Here is an 18,839-nt window from a genome sequence, read left to right as displayed (position 1 = left end):
CACGGTGTCTGCGACACTCGGAAGGTGCGTTTTCTCGTGACCGGTGCCGCCGGTCAGCTCGGGGCCGACCTCTGCCGGCTGCTCGAGGCCCGAGCCGCGGAACCGGGCTCCCCGGTGTCCGGCTGGGCCGGTCTGACTCGGGCGGAATTCGACATCACCGATCCGGCCCGGGTGCGCGCCGTCCTGCGCGACCAGGCGCGTCCTGCGAAGATCCAGGGTGGGCTGGTCGTCTTCAACACGGCGGCCTGGACAAACGTCGACGCGGCGGAGTCGGACGAGGCCGGCGCCTATGCGGTCAACGCCACGGGGCCGGCGCACCTCGCCGCGGCCTGCGCCGAGGTCGGCGCGACCCTGATCCATATTTCGACTGACTACGTCTTCGACGGGCGGGCCGCCAAGCCCTACGAGGTCAACGATCCTACCGGTCCCGTCTCGGCGTACGGCCGGACGAAACTGGCCGGGGAGGAGGCTGTCCGAGCCCTGCTGCCCGATGCCTCGTATGTGGTGCGCACCGCATGGGTCTATGGCCGGACCGGCAGCAACTTCGTGAAGACGATCTCACGCCTGGCCCGTGAGCGGGACACGCTGTCCGTTGTGGACGATCAGGTGGGCTCGCCGACCTGGTCGGCCGATCTCGCGTCGGGGCTGCTCGAACTCGCTTCCTCGACGGCACCGACCGGCGTCTACCACTGCACGAACGCCGGCGAGACCACGTGGTTCGGCTTCGCCCGCGAGATTGTCGCCGCTCTGGGCCAGGACCCGGCCAAGGTGACGCCGACGACGACGGAGGCATTTCCCCGTCCGGCCCGGCGCCCGGCCTACGCGGTGCTCTCCGGGCGGTCATGGGTGGACGCGGGACTCACTCCTCCGCGGGCCTGGGACGCCGCGCTGTCCGCGGCCTTCGCCGCGGCGGGCGACGCGCTGCGCGGCTGATCGTTCTGCCGGGTACCGATCTTTCTGTCGATCGTTGCGCGACCGGCCAGCGTCGACCCACCGCACCCCGGCCGTGGGCGGGGGCGCGCCTGACTCTCGCCTGATGTCCGGTCCCCGCCCGGCCCCGTCNTCCCGATCTACCTGGCCCGATCTACCTGGCCCTTCGGCGACNGTTCCCGGTGGGCGCCGATCGTGTTGACTGTCACAGTAGAATTTTGCACGATGAGAATAAGTGCGCGTGCTGCAAAGTTATCGAGAAAGAGGATATCGAGGGAGCGGATCGAGATCGGGGAAGCGGTGACGGGGAAGGATCCGACGGCGGCACCCGCGGCGACCGTCCCGGGTCGGGCTGGCGAGCCCGGGAGGTCGTCCGGGCCGGGGCTGCGGGAGCGCAAGAAGCGGCAGACCCGCCGGGCCCTGCGGGCCGCGGCCATCCGGCTTGTCGCGGAGCGTGGTCTGGAGAACGTTTCGGTCGACGAGATCGCCGCCGCGGCCGAGGTTTCCACCCGGACGTTCTTCAACTACTTCCCGACGAAGGACGACGCGATCGCCGGCATCGATCCCGAGGACATCACCGAGATCAGCACGGCGCTGGCGGAGCGTCCTCCCGAGGAGGAGCCGCTGGCGGCGTTGCGGGCGGTCATGCTGGACCGGGCCGCCCTCGTCGCACCCGATCAGGTCGAGCTGTGGCGCGTCCGGCTCGCGATCATCCGTGCCCATCCTCATCTGACCATGGCCTACGCGGCCAGTTGGAGTTCCTACGAACGTGCTCTCGCCGAGGCNATCGGCCGGCGTTGCGGGCTCGATCCCGATCGTGACCCCTACCCCGTCGTGCTGGTCGCGACGACGTTGGCCGTCGTGCGGACCCTGACCGTGCGGTGGCAGGAGTCCCCGGATGACGCTTCGTTGCCCGACACTCTCGGCCGCGCCTTCGACATCCTGGCCCGCGGCCTGGCTCCGCCCGGCCCCTCCGGCCCCTCCGGCCCCTCCGGCACCTTGGGCGGGTCCGGCGCCCCACCCGAGTCCGGCGGGTCGGACGGATTCGACGTGGTGGGCACCCCGAACGCGCCGATCATGTCGTCCCACCGGGAGCACCGGGAGCACCGGGAGCACCGGGAGCACCGGGAACGAGAACAACGAGGACAGCGACCCGAATGAGATCGACCGAGCACGTCGACGTCAGCGACGACCATGAAGGGAGCCGGTCATGACGCAGGCTCGATCAGCGGAGTCCGCCGAGCCCGTGGACTCCGTGGACTCCGTGGACTCCGTGGACTCCGTCGAGTCCGCCAGAACCGGCGCCGGCACGTCCCCGGCGCCCCGCGGCGGCGCCGTGATCCCCTCGCCGGTCTCCGACCAGCGCCGGCTCTGGCTGATCATGGGAGCGCTGCTCCTCGGAATCCTGCTGGCCTCGCTGGATCAGACGATCGTGTCGACGGCACTGCCGACGATCGTCGGGGATCTCGGCGGCGCCACCCATCTCTCCTGGGTGGTGACTGCCTACCTGCTGGCCTCCACGGTGTCCACACCGGTCTGGGGCAAGCTCGGTGATCTGTACGGCCGCAAGATCCTGTTCCAGGTGGCGATCGTCATCTTCCTGGTGGGCTCGATGATCGCCGGTGCCAGTACGTCGATGGGGCAGCTGATCGCCTTCCGTGCCATCCAAGGGCTCGGCGGCGGCGGGTTGATCATCAGTGCGATGACGATCATCAGTGATCTCGTTCCGCCGCNCGATCGAGGCCGTTACCAGGGGCTGTTCGGCGCGACGTTCGGTGTGTCGTCGGTGGTCGGTCCGCTGCTCGGCGGCCTGTTCGTCGACCATCTCTCCTGGCGCTGGGTCTTCTACGTGAACCTGCCGGTGGGCGCGGTCGCCCTGGTGGTGACGGCGTTGGCGCTCCNGGCGACGAGGAACCGCATCAGGCACGTCATCGACTACCTCGGCACCGTGCTCCTGGCCATGGCAACGACCAGCCTCGTGTTGCTGACCAGCCTGGGCGGCACCACCTACGCCTGGGGATCACCGGAGATCATCGGGATGGGCGTCGCGGGAGTCGTGCTCCTCGTCGGGTTCGTGTTCGTCGAACGAGTGGCGGTCGAACCCGTGCTGCCGCTGACGCTGTTCCGGGTCCGGGNGTTCTCGGTGGCCGGCGCGGTCGGCTTCGTCGTCGGCTTCGCGATGTTCGGCGCGATCGTCTTCCTGCCGCTGTTCCTCCAGGTGGTGAAGGGAGTCGACCCGACGGACTCCGGCCTGCAGATGCTGCCGGTGATGGGTGGGCTGCTGCTCAGCTCGATCATCTCCGGCCGGCTCATCAGCCGGTGGGGCCGTTACAAGATCTTCCCGGTCGTCGGTACCGCGATGATGTCGATCGGCCTGTTCCTGCTGTCGTTCATCAGTCCCGACATCTCCACGCNGCAGCTCACGTTGTCCATGTTCGTCCTCGGGGTCGGGATCGGCGCGGTCCTGCAGGTCCTGGTCATGGCCGTGCAGAATGCCGTCGACTACCGGCAGATGGGCGTGGCCACCTCGGGTGCGACCTTCTTCCGGTCCATCGGCGGGTCGTTCGGTACCGCCGTGTTCGGCGCGATCTTCGCGAACCAGCTCAGGGGNAACCTCGCCGAGCGGNTTGCGGGCATCCCGTTGCCATCCGGTCTGTCCGCCTCCGGTTCCAACCTCAGCCCCCAGGTGCTCCACAGGCTGCCCCCGACGATCCGGGACGGATTCGTCCAGGCGTTCTCGGACGCGATGCAGACCGTCTTCCTGGTGGCGGTGCCGATCGGTCTGTGCGCCTTCGCGCTGGCCTGGTTGCTGCCCGAGATCCGCCTGGGAAACACCGTCGGCGGCCCGCGGCCCGCGGCGCCGGGCTCGGCGAAGGCGGATGAGACCGCGGAGGTCCTCAAGTAGCCGCGATTTCGACCGCGCGTCGGCGTCTGCGCGGGACGCCCCGTCGGCACGCGGTCTTTCTGCTGCTGGTCGCCGCCGGGATCGCCGCTCGGGTCCTGGTGATCGTCACCTACCCGCCCGCGCTGATGTACCTCGGGGATTCGGCGGCCTACCTCGACCAGGCGTGGCGGGACATTTGGCCGGGCGACTGGCGGCCGTCGGGCTACCCGATGTTCCTGCGGATCCTCGACGGCCAGGCCCACCTGACGCGGGTCGTCGTCGTCCAGCACCTGCTCACGCTGGGCGCGGCGGTGGCGCTCTATGCGGTGGCGCTGCGGGTCGTCCGCCGGCCGTGGCTCGCCNCCCNCNCCNCCNCCCCCNCNCNGCTCTCCCCNNGGGTGCTGGACCTCGGCCAGTTCGTCCTCGCCGACAGCCNGTTCGGGGTGCTCGTCTCGGTCGGCGTGGCGTTGCTCGCGTTACCGGGACGCCCTCGGCCCGTTGCCTGCGCCGCCGCCGGCCTGCTGCTCGGCGCAGGCCTGTGCGTGCGGACAGTGGGCTACGGCCCGCTGGCGGTCGGCCTGGTCGTCCTGCTCGGCACCGTGGTGGCCGACCGGCGGCGCGCGACTTCCCGGGCCGGGTCGGTTGCCGCTCCTCGGGCGGCCCGACCCGTCCTCGCCTTCGTGCTGGCCGCCGCCGCGCCGATCCTGGCCTACTCCGGGTGGAGCGCCTCGGCGGGAGGGGGCTTCGCCGTCTCCGCGCACTCCGGGTTCTTCCTGTACGGGCGGGTGGCGCCGTTCGCGGATTGTTCCGCGCTGTCACGAGCGGACCTGCGCACCCTGTGCGACCCACGGCCGGTCGACGAGCGTGGTTCGCCGGTTCGCTACCTGTGGCCGGCCGGCTCCCCTCTGCGTCAGGGGCACCGGCACATCCCACCGGGGCGGGAGGACCTCGCGGCCGAGTTCGCGGACGAGGNCGTGCGTCACCAGCCGTGGATGCTGGTGACGACGTCGGCCCGGTACCTCGTCGGCTATCTCTCCCCGGTCCGGCATGAGACGACGAAGACCTCGCGGGCGGACACCTGGGAACTGCCGTCCGGCGTGACCAACGTGCTGACCCCGGACGATCCGCATGCCGACGACGGCTATTTCGTCGCGACCGAGGTGCACAACCCCACGGCGGGCTGGCTGGCCGGCTACTCTCGCCTGGCCTACGCTCCGATGCCGCTTGTCGGCCTGGGTCTGCTGGCGGGTCTCGCGGCAGTACTGCTCGAGGCCGTTCGCCGGGNACGCAGGAGNGGGGNGACGGCGGCGTGGCCGGGGCTCGGGCGGCTGTTCTGGCTGGCCGCCGGGGCCGGCCTGTCGACCCTCGTGCTGTCCGCGCTGACCTCCGGATTCGACTACCGCTACCTCGCCGCGGTCATCGGGCCGATCGGATCGGCCGCGGTCCTGGGCGCGGCCGGCTTAGTTGCCGCGCTCCAAAGCCGGACCGCCGGACAGCGCCGACCGCCGGATAACAGCCCGCCGGACAGCTGACGCCAAGCGGACGATACCGTCGTATCCGCCAAACGATCGTCGCTGATGTTCGATGGGCTGACCGGCGTTGCGGCGTGGTAGTCGGGGCGACACTACCCGGCCGAGGCGGAGAGGGTTGCCGACGTGCCTGGCGGGGATGCGTGGCAGGCGGTCGAGACCTCCATGCGGGTGCCTGGGACCGGTGCGGCGCCGGAGGCTTGGCGGGTGGCGGATCCGGGGCGGCGCTGGCTTGTGATCGGGGTGGTCGCGGCCGGCATGGTTTTCTCCGCGCTCGGCGTGCTCGTCGCCGCGGTCGTGCCTCCCTTCACCTCGGCCGACGAGGCACAGCACACCGCCTACGCGTTCGACGTCGCCGACGGCTCGTTGCCCGTGCTCGACTCGCCCGTGCACTCCCGCATCCCGAGCATGCCGGGACTGCCCGCCGACTGCGTGGTGCCGCCGCCGCAGGCGCGGGCCGCGGTGGCCTCCCACGTCGATCGGCTCTGTGGGGTGCGCCTCGGCCGACCACTGGCGAACGTCGACCTCACCTACACCGCGAACCATCCACCACTGTTCTACGCGGTCGAGGCCGTCCCGCTCCGGACGGGCGTCGCGCTGGATCATCCGCTGGCCGGTTTCCGGGCCGCCCGCCTTCTCAACGTGGCGTTTGGGATTACCGCGGTGATCGCGACTGCGGCGCTGGTCCGCGGTGTGCTGCCGGGGCGGCCCGGTGTCGCGGTCGGCGCGGCGGCGATTGTCGGCGTGGTCGGCATGTTCGTCCTCATCTCCGGCCAGGTCTACAACGACACCCTGGCGGTGGCGACCATCACCGGCCTGCTCGCGGTGACCGTTGCGATCATCCGCCGGGGACCGGGGCCGCGGACCTTGGCGGCACTGGCGGTGCTCGGCCCGGCGGCGGCGGCGAGCCGGGCCAGCGGCGCGCTGGCCGTCGCGGTGGTCGTCCCGGCTCTCGCTGTCGCCGTCTCGATGTGGACGTCCGGTGGCGCGCTGCGGCGAGCCGGGCGTGGCCTGACGGCCGCGGTCGTGCTCGTCGCGCTGACCTTCGCCGCGACCGGCTGGTTCTACCTGCGTAACGTGCGCCGGTACGGCGATCCCACCGCCTCGGGCCGGGTCGCCGAGATGTTCCCGATCCGCGATGGGCGGACGTCGGCCTGGCAGGTGTCACGCGACAGCGACTTCTGGTGGCACATCTACCGCGGGTTCTTCGGACGTTCCGTCCTGCTGACCGGTCACGCCCGGACGATCGCCGTCGGGGTCGCGGTCGTGACCGGTGCGGGTCTGGTCGCGGCGGGGATTCGGGTCCTGGGCGCCCGGCTGCGGACCGTTGCGCGGCCGGGCACTCGGATCGCGGATACCACCGATACCCGGCCGGCGGACGACGGGGCGGNCGACGGGCATCCCGAGGCGGATCCACCGGGAGGTCGGCTGGCCGGCAGCGTCGTCATCGGCCTTCTGCTCACCCTGCACTGCCTGCTCGTCGTCGCCACCCTGGTGGGCTACGTCGCCGTCGGAGGCGCGCCGTTCACCCGGTACCTGCTGCCGATACTGCCGATCCTCGCCCTTGTCGTCGCGGCCTGCTGCGGATCGCTGCCGCTGGGCCGTCGCGGCCTGCCGACGGTCGCGGTCGTCGCCGCGCTGGCGGCGCTCACCGTGGTCATGCTCATCCGTGACCTGGCATTCAAGCGGCCCGCGCTCGCCCCGCTGGCGAACCTGGACCGGCTGCGGACCGCCTGGGACCAGACGGCCCCGGGCCCGCCCGACCTCGGGCTGTCGTGCCTGGCGGGATGGGCCGTTCTCGGCGGTGTCCTGCTCGTCGTCGCGTTATGGAAGCTCGCTGACCCGGCGGTAGACGGCCGCGGTGAGCTGCGCGGTGCGCCGCCAGGTGAACGTGCGGGCGTGCGCCCGGCCGGCGTCGGTGTCGCCGGGGGAGTCGAGCAGCTCCAGGATCGCTTCGGCGAGGTCGTCGGCGAACGAGTCGCGGTCGGTCTGCCGAACGAGCCGCACCGGACTGGTGGAGCGGGTGATGGTCAGCCCGGGGGCCTGGCCAGGGGTCTGCTCAGGGGACCGGCAGGCGGGGGCGGCGACGTCGACGAGAGCGGCGGTGACCTCCCNCACGGNCGGGNTGTCGGCGGCGACCACCNGAGTCCCNGCGGCGAGCGCCTCCAGGGGGGGTAGCCCGAAGCCCTCGTACCGGGACGGGAAGCACAGCACGCTCGCTCCGGCGACGGTCATCCGCAGTGCCTCGCTGTCGAGATAACCGGCGACGACGACGGCGTCGGACGGCAGGTTCGCCAGGTCCAGTGCCGGTCCCCACCCCGGAGGCCCGACGAGCACCAACGGCGGAGCGTCGATTTTCGCCGCGTGCAGCCGGCGGACCGCCTCCAGCAGCGCCGGGAGGTTCTTGCGGGGCTCCACCGAACCGACGAACAGCAGGTACCGCTCGGGCAGGCCACGGGCCCTGCGCCAGGCGAGGCNCGGCTTCGCCGTGGTGAACCAGGCGTCGTCGACGCCGAGCGGCGTCGGGGTCACCAGCGCGGGGTCGAGCCGGTAGGCCGTCACCACCTCGTCGGCCACCGCGCGGCTGGGCGTCAGCACGGCGGACGCCCGGCGCAGGCCGCGGGGGACCAGATCGCTGTAGCGGGCGGACGCCGCCGTCACCGTGTCCGGGGTACGCAGGTAGGACAGGTCATGGATGGTCAGCACACCGCGGGCCCGGCGCAGCGGTGGAAGGACGAAGTTCGTCGCGTGCACGACGTCGGCGGGGCCGGNGAGCCACTCGACGGGCGGGNACTCCGAGCGGGCCCAGGCATCCTGCAACAGCCGGGCCGGTGCCCGCCGGGCCGCCGTTCGCACCCCGGCCGGCAGCGCGCCCGGCAGCTCGTCCAGCCCGCGCCAGGTGAACGCCGTCGCCGCGAGTTCCCACCCGGCCCCGGCTTCCCGCCCGGGCTCGGTGGCGAGCCGGGCGAGCCCGGTCAGCAGATGCTCGGTGTAGCGGCCGACCCCGGTGCGTTGCCCGAGCAACGGCGTGCCGTCCAGCACGACCCTCATGCCGGAATCATCCCCTCCTTNCCGGGAGTNCCACGCCCCGCCGGTTCACCGCTCGTACAACCCGTGCCGGATGGCGATCTCCCGCCATTGCCGCGCGAACGCCGCATCGGAGAAGGTCTGGGCGCGTTCGATCGCCGCGGCGGCGAGCCGACCGCGTAGACCGTCCTCGGCGGCGAGCCGGCGAGTGAAGGAGGCAACCTGCTCCGGGCCGGTCCATCGGTAGCCGTCGATTCCGTGCCGGACGATCTCTCGCTGGCCGGCCCGGTCGATGACGACGGGAACGCAGCCCCCGGCCATCGCCTCGACGGTGGTCATCCCGAAGTGCTCCGCCGTCCAGGGACGCCGGTCATCGTCCTCGCCGTACCCGGTGGCCGACCAGAACACCGAGCTGGTCGAGAGCAGCCGTTCGACCTCGGCGCGCGGGGCATTGGGATGGATCTCCACCGGCAGCCCCGCGCCGGCCGCCCGGACCTGTTCCAGGTAGGGCAGTTGAGAGTCCTCACAGCCGCCGACGACGTGCATCGTCCAGTCGGGCAGGTTGCCCGCACGGTACAGGTCGCCGAACCACTGCACCATCTCCAGCTGTCGCTTGGCGTGGCCGAGGCCGGGGGCGAAGAACCGGCCGACGGTGACGACGGCCTTCTCCCGCCGCGGCGCCGGATGCAACCGTTCCACCTGGATGGGGGGGAACAGCAGGTCGGCGTCGCGCTTCCACAACCGGCGGATCCAGCCNCGGGTGAACCGCGAGTTGGCCATGACCACGTCGTAGCCGTCGAGGTAGCCGAGGTCGGCCGGGTCCCGCAGCAGCCAGGGGAAACGCAGCGGGAGCCGGGCGATCGGCCCCTCGCCACCATCGGTGACCCGGGGGCGGCTCACCGCCACGCCGAGTTCGCGCACGTCCGCCGCGCCTGGCGAGAACGCGTCACTGACCAGGGTGAGCTCGGTACCGTTCGCCGACGGCGGCAGCGATACCTCGAACGGGGTGAAGTCGGTGCCGATCCGCAGCTTGGCCAGCACGCCGCCGTCGGCGTCNAGGAGGCGCAACGCCGTACCGACGGGCGCGCCGGGCCGGCCGATATCGGCGCGCAGGGTGCGCCGCTTGCCCGGGCTGACGGCGAGGATGCCCGCCCCGTTCGTCCAGGTCCACTGCCGGCGGCGGCCGCCCTCCGGCGGGTACCAGCCCTGGCCGAAGCTCACCGCTGGGCGAACCCCGCGCAGCAGCGGCCCGGCCGTGCGGACCGCGGCCTTGCGCCAGGCCGCCATGTCGTGGTCGAACGGCGTCGGGAAGAAGCACAGGTACGCCGAGTGGCGGGCCTTCGGCATGATCCGGCTCATGTACGAANCGTTTACGAACAGGTCGTAGCGTCTGGAGAGGACGGCGATGGCCTCCTCGCCCCGGTCCGGCAACCGCACGTACCGGCAGTCGGCGAGATCCAGCCCGAGATGCTCGCCGANCGCCGCGAGGTCGACCTCGGAGTGCCCGAGGAGATCGACCACGGCGCCCTCGGCGGCCAGTACCTGGGCGATCATGCCGTTGTGGCGTTCCCCGCCGCCCATGGAGTGCCAGAACCGGTTGTAGACCGCCGCCCGCACCCCGTCGGCCGGTTGGTCGTTCTCGGCCGGTTGGCCGGCTCTCGCGGGATCGTTCATCGGGACACCAGCCAGCTCTGCAGGCTCGCCCGCCGTTGCGCGGCGCTGCGCCCGATCTCGCGCCGGGCCCGCAGCATGTCGGGCAGCAGCCGCAGGTAGGAGCCATACACCCGCAGCCGCAGCAGGGTCGGTCGGATCGCGGGCTGGCTGCGCGCGCGCCAGGCCTGGCGCAGCGTGCGCACCGCGATCGAGACGGTGGNCAGCGGGTAGCGGATCACGGCGGCCAGCGCCATCGGCGCGGTCGCGTCCTTGGTGAGCATCAGCAGCCGGTTGCGGTCGGTGTGGAAGACGAACAGCGGTGACCATTCGACGCTCGACGCCGAGTGGATGTGACGCAGCACCGCCCCCGGGACGTAGCGGATGCCGTACCCGCGGGCCCGGATCCGCCAGGACAGGTCGGTGTCCTCGTAGTAGAGGAAGAACGCGTCGTCGAACCAGCCGAGCTCGTGGCCGAGCGACGAACGGATCGCCATCCCGTTCCCGCAGGCGGTGAACACGTCCTCCGGCTGGTCGAACTGGCCGACGTCGACCTGCTGGTAACCACGGTCGGCACCGTAACCGTCGGTCAGGACGATGCCGCCGACGTTGTTGATGACGTCCACCCGCGGCGCCTCACCGCCGACGGTCAGCGACACCGTCGTCGACTCGGGGCCCACCGCGAGGTCCGCTCGCCCTCCGGCCGACGTGCCGGTCGGGCCGTCCCAGCTCAGGGTGACCTGTTTGCGCGATTCCGCCGCCCAGGTGAACCCGAGGGTGACCGGGCCGCCGTCGGGGATCGGCACGCACAGTTCGCCGTCCCCTCGGGTCCAGAAGTACGGCGAGCCGCTCGGTCCCTCGGCACCATAGGTGAGGTTCTCCCAGAGCACCTCGCGCAGCGCCTCGCGCCCGTCCACCGTCACCGAGGACACCCGCACCCCCAGCTCGCGGGAGTCGTGCGGACCCGGGACGAAGGTAGGCGTGTGCAGCCTGATCCGCAGGAACCGGGGGAGGAAGACGACCTTGCCGGTGGTGGCGCCGAGATGCCGGCCGCCGGGCTCGTCGAACGGCGCCAGCAGCGCCGCGAGCCAGGTGGGCTCGGGGATCGCGTCGTTGTTCACCAGGACCGCGAACGGCGTCGTGACCTGGCGCAGCGCCAGGTTGTTGCCGCCGGCGAAACCGAGGTTGCATTCCGCGGGCACCACGCGTACCCAGGGGTAGCGCTCGGCGAGCAGCTCCCGCGAGCCGTCGGACGAGGCGTTGTCGACCACCCAGGTTTGGTAGGCGAAATCCGCCTCCTGCTTGGCGATGCCGTCCAGGCAGGCCGGGAGGAGATGCGCGCCGTTCCAGTTGACGATCACGATGGTCGCCAGCGGCTCGACGGTCTTCGACTCGACGGCCGATCCCGCCTCCGGCCGGGTCGGGCGTTCCTCGCTCATCCGCGCAACCTCGCATCGTAGTCGACCTTGAGCAGTCCGTCCGCCTGCGCACCACCGACGCCGAACAGCTCCTCGAACCGGCGGGTGGTGACCGGGACGCCGGTGGCGGCGTCCGAGACGTGCACCTTCACCGCGAAGGCGCCGAGCAGCTCGGGCAGGCGTGGTACCGAGAAGTCGACGATGTGGCGNCCTGGCCCGATGGCGAGCCCGCCGAGTGGCGTCTCCATCATCCAGATCGGCACCTCGTTCTGGCCGACGATGTAGGTGTGCAGGTACACGTGCTCGGGGGCACCCTCGGTGACGTCGAACTCGACGCTGACGGTGAGGGACTCGCCGGGGCCGTACTGCACGGTGGGCGGCCCGCCCGGCTCGTGGCTGAAGGTGACCGACTCCGGCCTGACCGTGGCGTACTGGTAGGAGACCGGTTCCCCCGCGGGCAGGCTGCCCAGCTTCTGCCGCAGCAGTTTGGTACCCACGGCCGGCGGGCCGTCGAAGAACAGCGACCCGGACTCCAAGACCAGGATGCGATCGCACATGTTCTCGATGAGGTCGAGGGAGTGCGTCACGAACAGGATCGTGCGGCCCTGGGCCCGGAATTCGGCGATCTTGGCCAGGCACTTGCGCTGGAACGCCTCGTCCCCGACGGCCAGGACCTCGTCGACGAGCAGCACGTCCGGGTCGACGTGCACGGCGACGGCGAAGCCGAGGCGGACGTACTGGCCCGACGAGTAGTGCTTGACGTCATCGTCGATCTTGTGGCGCAGCTCGGAGAAGTCGACGATGGAGTCGAAGAGCTGATCGATCTCCCGTTTGGACAGTCCGAGCAGGGACGCGTTGAGGTAGACGTTGTCCCGGCCGGAGAGCTCGCNGTTGAACCCGGCACCGAGTTCGAGCAGCGAGGCGATCCGACCGTGTACCGAGACCCGTCCGTCTGTCGGGCGCAGGATCCCGGCGAGCACCTTGAGCAGCGTCGACTTGCCCGAGCCGTTCGCACCGGCGAGACCGACCGTCTGGCCTCGTCCGATCGTCACGTCGATGTCGCGCAGTGCCCAGAAGTCGTCCCCGGCGGGGCCGCCCCGACGGACGAACCGTTCCTTCAGACTGGTCGCCCGGTTGTGGTACGAGACGAATTTCTTGCTCACTCCGGCGGCCTCGATCACCACGGGCGCCTCGCGCGCCGGGTCGGGTGACGCGGCGGCCTCCCTGCCCTCGGGCGGGGCGGCGGGGCTCGGCGGGNACGCGGNCGNGNATCGGGNCNCTACTGCTACTCCTTGCTGGCCGCCTGCGGACGTCCCATCATGATCGCACCGCGGTCGGCGTGCTGGCTCCCGGGGCCTTCGGCGGGCGACGAGGACAGGGCCGGTCCGCCACGGGCCGACTACAGATCCTCGGCGAAGTCCGCCTGCAGGGCGCGGAACACGTGCAGCCCCAGCCACAGCAGGGCGAGGGAGATCACCCCGGCGACGGCGAGATGTTCCAGGTAGAACGTGTAACCGGGGTTCGCCAGGATGGGGGCGGAGCCCGTCGAGTTACCCGGGGGTGGATCGTAGATCGCCCGCTGGAACGTGATGACCACGACGGCCATCGGGTTGAGCAGATACACCCAGGTCAGGTCGGCCAACCTGTTCTGGATGAGGCCGAAGGCGTACACCATGGGATTCAGCCAGAACCAGGCGAGCAGCGCCACGTCGAGCAGATGGGCGGTGTCGCGGTAACGCACGTTGAGCGCGCTGACCAGCAGGGACAGTGCCACGGTGAAGGTGAGGGCGACGGCTCCGGCCGGGACGAGCAGCAGCAGCTCGGGGCCGAGCAGGCTGTAGCCGAGCGCGAGGATCACCACGAACAGGACCAGCAGTTGCAGCAGGAAGTGCACCGCGGCGANGCCGACCGCCGACAGGGGGAGCACGGCGAGGGGAAAGCGGACCTTCTTGACGAGGTTCGCGTTCGCCACGACGCTGCCGCAGGACGCGGACACGCTGCCCGAGAAGGCGTTCCAGACGAGCAGCCCGGACATCAGGTAAATACCGAAGCGGGGGATTCCTGATTTCAGCACGATCTGGAACACGAAGGTATACACGACGAGAAGGAGCATCGGGTTCGCCAGTGACCAGGCGAATCCCAGCGTCGACCCCTTGTACTTGACCTTGAGATCCTTGCGGATGAGATTGCGCAGCAGTTCCCAGCGCACCCTCGTCTGGGCCCGGCTGCGACGGGCCAGCCGGCTCACGTCCAGCGCGTGATGGTGCTCCGGCCCGGGCGGCCCTGGCGGACCGGTCTGCGGCTCCGGGGCGGACGGAGCCACCGGCGGCAGCGCGGCGTCAGCCAGATGTGACACGGCCCGCCCTCCCCGTCTCCCGAACGCGCGGGTACCGCTCGCCGCCATGGCGCGACTGGAGCTGCACCTGTCCGCTCCTCCTCGACACTTCGGCTCGACACTTCGGCTCGACACTCTGGCTCGACGCTTCGGGGACCTGAACACTACCGAGACCGAGGCGCCCCTGGTTCGTCCCACGTCCAAGCGGGTTCCGCGACTCGACCGGCCGTCTTTTCCGGCTACCGAGAGTATCGCCCTGCTTGCGGAAGAATAGTCAATGGTGTCCAGGGTCGAACTGGCCCGCTTCTCGTCAGAATCGGACGGTACCGTGCCATCGCCGGGCGGGCGACGCCACCCACTCCGGTGGCCGACGGCCAGAGCACGGTTCATAGTATTGATCCGTCCATCTGGCTTCGGCCGGCCGAGGCCGCGGGGGAGAATCCCGACGCACGCCGGCCGTCGTGGCTGACCCGGCGGAGGCGGTCGTAACCGGCCGCATGGAGCGGTCGTAACCGGCCGCACGGAGAGGACGGTCGTGTTCACCGACGTCCGGCTACGCGAAGTGTGGTCGCACCTGGAGTCGGGCGGGGCACAGGCCCTGACTCTGGATGTCTTCGACACCCTCCTGTGGCGCATGGTGCCAGAGCCCGCCCATGCCTTCGTGCTGTTGGGCCGGCGGCTCGCGGACGCGGGCCNCCTGCCCGCCAGCGTCTCCCCGGGCGAGTTTGCNCGGCTGCGGGTCCACGCCGAGCAGCTGGCCCGCCTGCACGCCGAGGCCACCCGCGGTACCCATGAGGTGCGGCTGGACGAGATCTGGCAGCTGCTGCTGCCTGCGCTACCCGGTGCCCCCGGCGTCCAGGACCTCCTGGACGCAGAGGTCGCGGTCGAACGCGAGCTCTGCCGCGCCGACCTCGCCGTGGTGGAGCTCGCCGAGCTCGCCATGACGAAGCTCGGCCTGCCGGTCTACCTGCTGTCCGACACGTACTTCTCGGCCGGCCAGCTCGAACGGCTGCTGAACCGGCCGGAGCTGGCCGGCGTGCCCTTCACCCACATCTTCACCTCCTCCGACGCAGGGACGTCGAAGAGTGACGGGCTGTTCCAGCACATGCTCGCAGCGTCGAACCTGCGGCCGTCCCGGGTCGTGCACCTTGGCGACCACCCCGTCGCCGACGTCGAGGGCGCCCGCGAGCACGGGCTTGTCGCCATCCATTACCCGAAGTACTCCGGGGCGCTGGAGCAGACCCTTGAGCTCGAGGGTCTGCGTAAGGCGCCGAGCGACGACCTCCCGATCGACCCGGTAGACGGCGACTACGGGATGACCGCGTTGCGAGCCCGGTCACTGCACCGTGCCGACGCCCTCGCGGTCCCCGCGGGGCTGCGCCGGTACTGGGAGGCCGGCGCGACGGTCTTCGGGCCGGTCTTCACCGGTTTCGCGGAGTGGGCTGTGGAACGGGCCCGTGACTTCGGCGCCGACCACATCCACTGCCTGATGCGGGAGGGCGACTTCCTTTCCCGCCTGCTCGTCGGTCCCGGCGAGGATGTCGGGGTCACCATTTCGACGCTGTGGGCGTCGCGGCAGGTGTGCGCGCTGGCCAACGTCTTCGAGGGCAACCCCGAGGAGCTCAGGAGCTTCCTGGTCCGTCGGCACGCGCCGAGTGTGGGGCAGTTGCTGCGCCAGCTCGGGGTCCGGCTGGAGAACGTCGCCGGCATCTCGGCGCTGGCCGACCGCCGCCTCGACGTGCCCGGCCTGCTCGACGACACCCTCGAGGCGCTCTGTTCCGATGAGCGGATCCGCAGCGAGATCGTGCTGACCGCGTCCCGCCTGCGTGAGCGTTACGTGCGCTACCTCGACAGCCAGCTACCCGAGAGCGGCCGGGTCGTCTTCCTCGACCTGGGCTGGGGCGGGACGATCCAGGCGCTGCTCACCCGGCTGCTCGCCTCCACCGGCCGCGGGCTGGACATCCTCGGCCTGTACCTGGCTACGAACCAGGCGGCGATGACGCACCGGTTGGCCGGTCTGGAGCTGGAGGGATATGTTGCGACAAGCGGTCAGCCCGAGACCCTGGCGAACCAGCTCATGCGTAGCCCCGAGGTACTCGAGCAGCTTTGCATGCCCGACGTCGGGTCACTGGTCTCCTTCGACGAGATGGGTAATCCGGTGCTCAGCATCGACCGGACCTCGCGGACGCAGGTCGCCCAGCGAGCCGCCGTCCAGGACGGCGTCCTGGCCTTCCAGCGGGAATGGCTGCGTTACCGGCGCTCGGAGACCCCGATGCCGTCGCTGGCCTGCGCCGGGGCGCGCCAGGCGGGGCTGCGGACGCTGACCCGCTTCGTCGCCCGGCCGACCGCGGTGGAGGCCGCGGCCTTCGGTGCCTGGGCGCACGACGACAACTTCGGCTCCGACGCCACCGAGGGCCTGCTGCCGCCGGAGCTGGTCCGCCGGATGCCGTATCTCACCCCGGCCGACATCGACCGGATCTCCATGCGCGAGCTTTACTGGCCCGCCGGGGTGGCCGGGGTCGCGAACCGGCCGCTGGCCGTGATCAGCGGGCTGGCCGCCGCCGCGGGCATCCCGCCGGAGGAGGTCTCGCCCGAGGCCGCGGCGGGGCCCGTGGAGGNCTACATCGACACGGGCGGGGACTTCGTCAACGGTCCGAAGGAGACGGCGGTCACCCGGTCGGCCCGCGACGGCCTGTCGATCGTCCGGCTCAGCCTGGAGGCGGTCGGGGTACGCCGGATCCGCATCGACCCGGCGGGTCGGCGCGGTCTGCTCCGCCTGGACTGGCTGACGCTGTCCTTTCATATCAACAACACCCCAGAGCCGGACAAGATAACCATCACCTCGCTGGACGATCCCGCCCAGCAGCTCGCCCTCCTCGGCTGCCGGCTGCTCCAGCCGAACCTGGTAGAGATCACCGGGGACGACCCACAGTTCGTCTACACGATCGACCTCGCCACACAGCCGCAGCTCGCCGGGGTCTACGCCCTCGACGTCGAGCTGGCGTTCGGCTGGATGGGCATCCGGGGTGATCCGCTGGCCCTGCCCGCGGCGGAGCCCGCCCGCGACGGTCTGCCGCTGCGGGCGGCCCGCAAGATCCGGCGCGAGCTCGGGGGATCGCGGTGACGGACCACCCGGACTCAGAGCGCAGCGAGGTTCGGGACAGTTTCGCCGAGCTCGCCGCCGTCGCCGCCGGGATGGACGCCGGAACGGACCTCGAGGCCCGACCAGGCACCGGACCGGGCACCGGNCCAGGCACGGCGCCCACCTGGCAGGGCGATCATGCCGTCGAGGTCGGGGACGCCGCCGAACCCACGCTGGCGCCCCTGCTCCTGCACTCCCTGTCCGATCTGCGCGAGATCTGGGTGCCGCTGCTGGAGACGTCCGGGGCGCGCAGCATCGCGGAGATCGGTTCCGAGAGCGGGGTCACCACCTCGCTCCTCGTCGACCTGCTGCGCCGTGGCGGTGGCGGGCGGTTAGTGGTCATCGATCCCGAGCCCGGGGTGTCGCCGGCCTCCGGCGGGGGCCTCGATGTGCACGTGATCCGGGGGCACAGCCCGCAGGCGCTCGACGGCCACGCGCCGACCGACGCCTACCTCATCGACGGGGACCACAACTACGCCACCGTGCACGGCGAGCTCACCGAGATCGACCGAGCGGTCACCTTGTTCGGCCGGTCCTACTTTCCCCTGGTGATCCTGCACGACGTCGGCTGGCCGGCAGGCCGGCGCGACCAGTATTACAACCCCGACCGCATTCCCGAGGGCGCCCGGCAGCCGCACTCGTGGGACGTCGGTGTCGAGATCGACAACAGGGAGACGGTTCCCGGGGGATTTCGGGGCATGGGAGCCTTCGCCTGGGCGCTGACCGAGGGCGGTCCGCGTAACGGGGTGCGCACGGCCGTCGAGGACTTCGTCGCAGACCACCCTGACCTGCGTTTCTTCACCGTGGCACCGATCTTCGGGTTGGGCGTGGTGATCGACCGGCGGGCTCCCTGGGCGCGTCGCGTCGCCGACCTGCTCATTCCGTGGGTGTCCAACCGGCTACTTTCCCGCCTGGAGCGCAACCGCATCGACCTCTACCTGCACGTCCTGCGGTTGCAGGACACCGCGGCGGCGGTCGCCCGGGCGCGGCAGCGGGAGTGGGCGCGCCTGGACGACGAGCGCAGCCGGCTCGCGGCCATCGAGCTCGAGCACCTGCACCGTATCGCCCAGCTTGAGCAGGAGGTCGCCGAGCTCCGCCGGCGCGAGCAGGAACGCGAGGAGCGGTGGGCCCAGAGCCACTGGGCGGCCGCGGACGTCGACGAGCCCAAGCTGATGCAGGTCGCGCGGATCGCGAACTCGGTGCTGCGGTCCCGGCTGAGCACCACCGGACAGGACCGCCTGGCGAGGGTACAGACGCGGATCGCCGATGCCGGCGCGGGTCGCGGCGCCCTGCCCGCGCTGCGCCGTCGCTCGGCCNCCCCGGTGCCNCCCCCGCCGGCAGCGGCGCCGCCGGGCATGCGGCGACCGCCCTCGGAGCGGACCTCGGATGGTCAGCAGACCGGTTGGTAGGGCACGTCTGAGATGTGGCGCTGCCATTCGGCATCGGTGATCTGCTTCGACGGGTCGGCGCACGCGGCGGCGATCAGGTCGGCGTCACCGATCCGGCTGATGCGCACGGTGTAGTCGTCGCTTGCCGTGGCGATGCTGTGGCTGTCCGGTGTCCACGCCAGGGCCTGCACCCAGTCCCCGTGCCCGGTGATGGTGCCGATCGCCGGCGGCCGGCCCGGTTCGGTGACATCCCACAGGTGCACCGTGGTGTCCCAGCCCGCGGTGGCCAGGGTCCTGCCGTCCGGGCTGAACGCCACGTCGAACACCCATTTCTCGTCGGCCGGGAAGGAAGCGGTGGCCGCCGGCCGAGACGGATTGGTGATGTCCCAGATTCGGGCCGTACCGTCATAGGCGCCCGTGGCGAGGCGCCGGCCGTCCGGGCTGAAGGCGACCGCCCACACGTAGTCGGTGTGCGCGGTGATGGCCGCGAGCGGTCGCGGCCGGCGCGGATCGGTGACGTCCCACAGCCGGGCCGT

Annotated in this window: 11 protein-coding genes and 1 pseudogene; 6 read left to right on the top strand and 6 right to left on the bottom strand. The window is 71.3% G+C overall.

What is annotated here, in order from left to right; translation table 11 throughout:
• Positions 1–36 precede the first annotated feature (36 nt).
• The 4 genes and pseudogenes from rfbD (at position 37) to CED_RS01275 (ending at position 5,346) form a co-directional block, all read left to right on the top strand.
• Positions 37–933 carry a dTDP-4-dehydrorhamnose reductase gene (gene rfbD / locus CED_RS01290; RefSeq protein WP_011435168.1) on the top strand — a complete coding sequence of 299 codons (897 nt, stop codon included), beginning with the start codon at positions 37–39 and terminating at the stop codon, positions 931–933.
• 297 nt (positions 934–1,230) lie between these two features.
• Complete coding sequence (locus CED_RS01285) at positions 1,231–2,091, top strand: TetR family transcriptional regulator (protein ID WP_051868613.1); 861 nt, start codon at positions 1,231–1,233, stop codon at positions 2,089–2,091.
• A gap of 49 nt (positions 2,092–2,140) precedes the next feature.
• Complete coding sequence (locus CED_RS01280; RefSeq protein WP_035908220.1) at positions 2,141–3,835, top strand: MDR family MFS transporter; 1,695 nt, start codon at positions 2,141–2,143, stop codon at positions 3,833–3,835.
• 98 nt (positions 3,836–3,933) lie between these two features.
• Positions 3,934–5,346 (top strand): annotated as a pseudogene (locus tag CED_RS01275) (hypothetical protein).
• Positions 5,347–7,167: 1,821 nt separating this feature from the next.
• Here CED_RS01275 and CED_RS22015 read toward each other — a convergent pair.
• The 5 genes from CED_RS22015 to CED_RS01250 all read right to left on the bottom strand — a co-directional run bounded on the left by CED_RS22015 (position 7,168) and on the right by CED_RS01250 (position 13,794).
• Positions 7,168–8,394 carry a glycosyltransferase family 1 protein gene (locus CED_RS22015; RefSeq protein WP_084680652.1) on the bottom strand — a complete coding sequence of 409 codons (1,227 nt, stop codon included), beginning with the start codon at positions 8,392–8,394 and terminating at the stop codon, positions 7,168–7,170.
• Positions 8,395–8,439: 45 nt separating this feature from the next.
• Positions 8,440–10,044, bottom strand: a complete 1,605-nt coding sequence (locus CED_RS01265; RefSeq protein ID WP_035908218.1) for a glycosyltransferase — start codon at positions 10,042–10,044, stop codon at positions 8,440–8,442.
• Positions 10,041–11,459, bottom strand: coding sequence for a glycosyltransferase family 2 protein (locus CED_RS01260; RefSeq protein ID WP_035908217.1), 1,419 nt, complete (start codon positions 11,457–11,459; stop codon positions 10,041–10,043). The genes CED_RS01265 and CED_RS01260 overlap by 4 nt, the downstream gene beginning before the upstream one ends.
• A complete protein-coding gene (locus tag CED_RS01255) occupies positions 11,456–12,895 on the bottom strand; it encodes an ABC transporter ATP-binding protein (RefSeq protein ID WP_369807762.1) in 1,440 nt (479 codons plus the stop codon). The genes CED_RS01260 and CED_RS01255 overlap by 4 nt, the downstream gene beginning before the upstream one ends.
• On the bottom strand, positions 12,838–13,794 hold the full coding sequence (locus CED_RS01250; protein ID WP_035908216.1) for an ABC transporter permease: 957 nt from the start codon (positions 13,792–13,794) through the stop codon (positions 12,838–12,840). Before CED_RS01250 ends, CED_RS01255 begins: the two co-directional genes overlap by 58 nt.
• 514 nt (positions 13,795–14,308) lie before the next feature.
• On the opposite strand from CED_RS01250, the gene CED_RS01245 reads away from it, so the two are divergent.
• On the top strand, positions 14,309–16,897 hold the full coding sequence (locus tag CED_RS01245) for a haloacid dehalogenase (protein WP_035908215.1): 2,589 nt from the start codon (positions 14,309–14,311) through the stop codon (positions 16,895–16,897).
• Positions 16,894–18,324: a class I SAM-dependent methyltransferase gene (locus CED_RS01240; protein ID WP_035730760.1), complete on the top strand. Its 1,431-nt coding sequence runs from the start codon at positions 16,894–16,896 to the stop codon at positions 18,322–18,324. The genes CED_RS01245 and CED_RS01240 overlap by 4 nt, the downstream gene beginning before the upstream one ends.
• Here the strand turns inward: CED_RS01240 and CED_RS24945 are convergent.
• On the bottom strand, positions 18,306–18,839 hold a 534-nt coding region (locus tag CED_RS24945), incomplete at its 5' end, for a WD40 repeat domain-containing protein (protein WP_035908214.1). The two genes, CED_RS01240 and CED_RS24945, sit on opposite strands and share 19 nt — an antisense overlap.

Source organism: Frankia sp. CeD (genome assembly GCF_000732115.1).
In the GTDB taxonomy this organism is placed as follows: Bacteria; Actinomycetota; Actinomycetes; order Frankiales; family Frankiaceae; genus Frankia; species Frankia casuarinae.
Note: the sequence above shows the minus strand (reverse complement) of the source record. Positions and strands in the feature narration are given on the sequence as shown.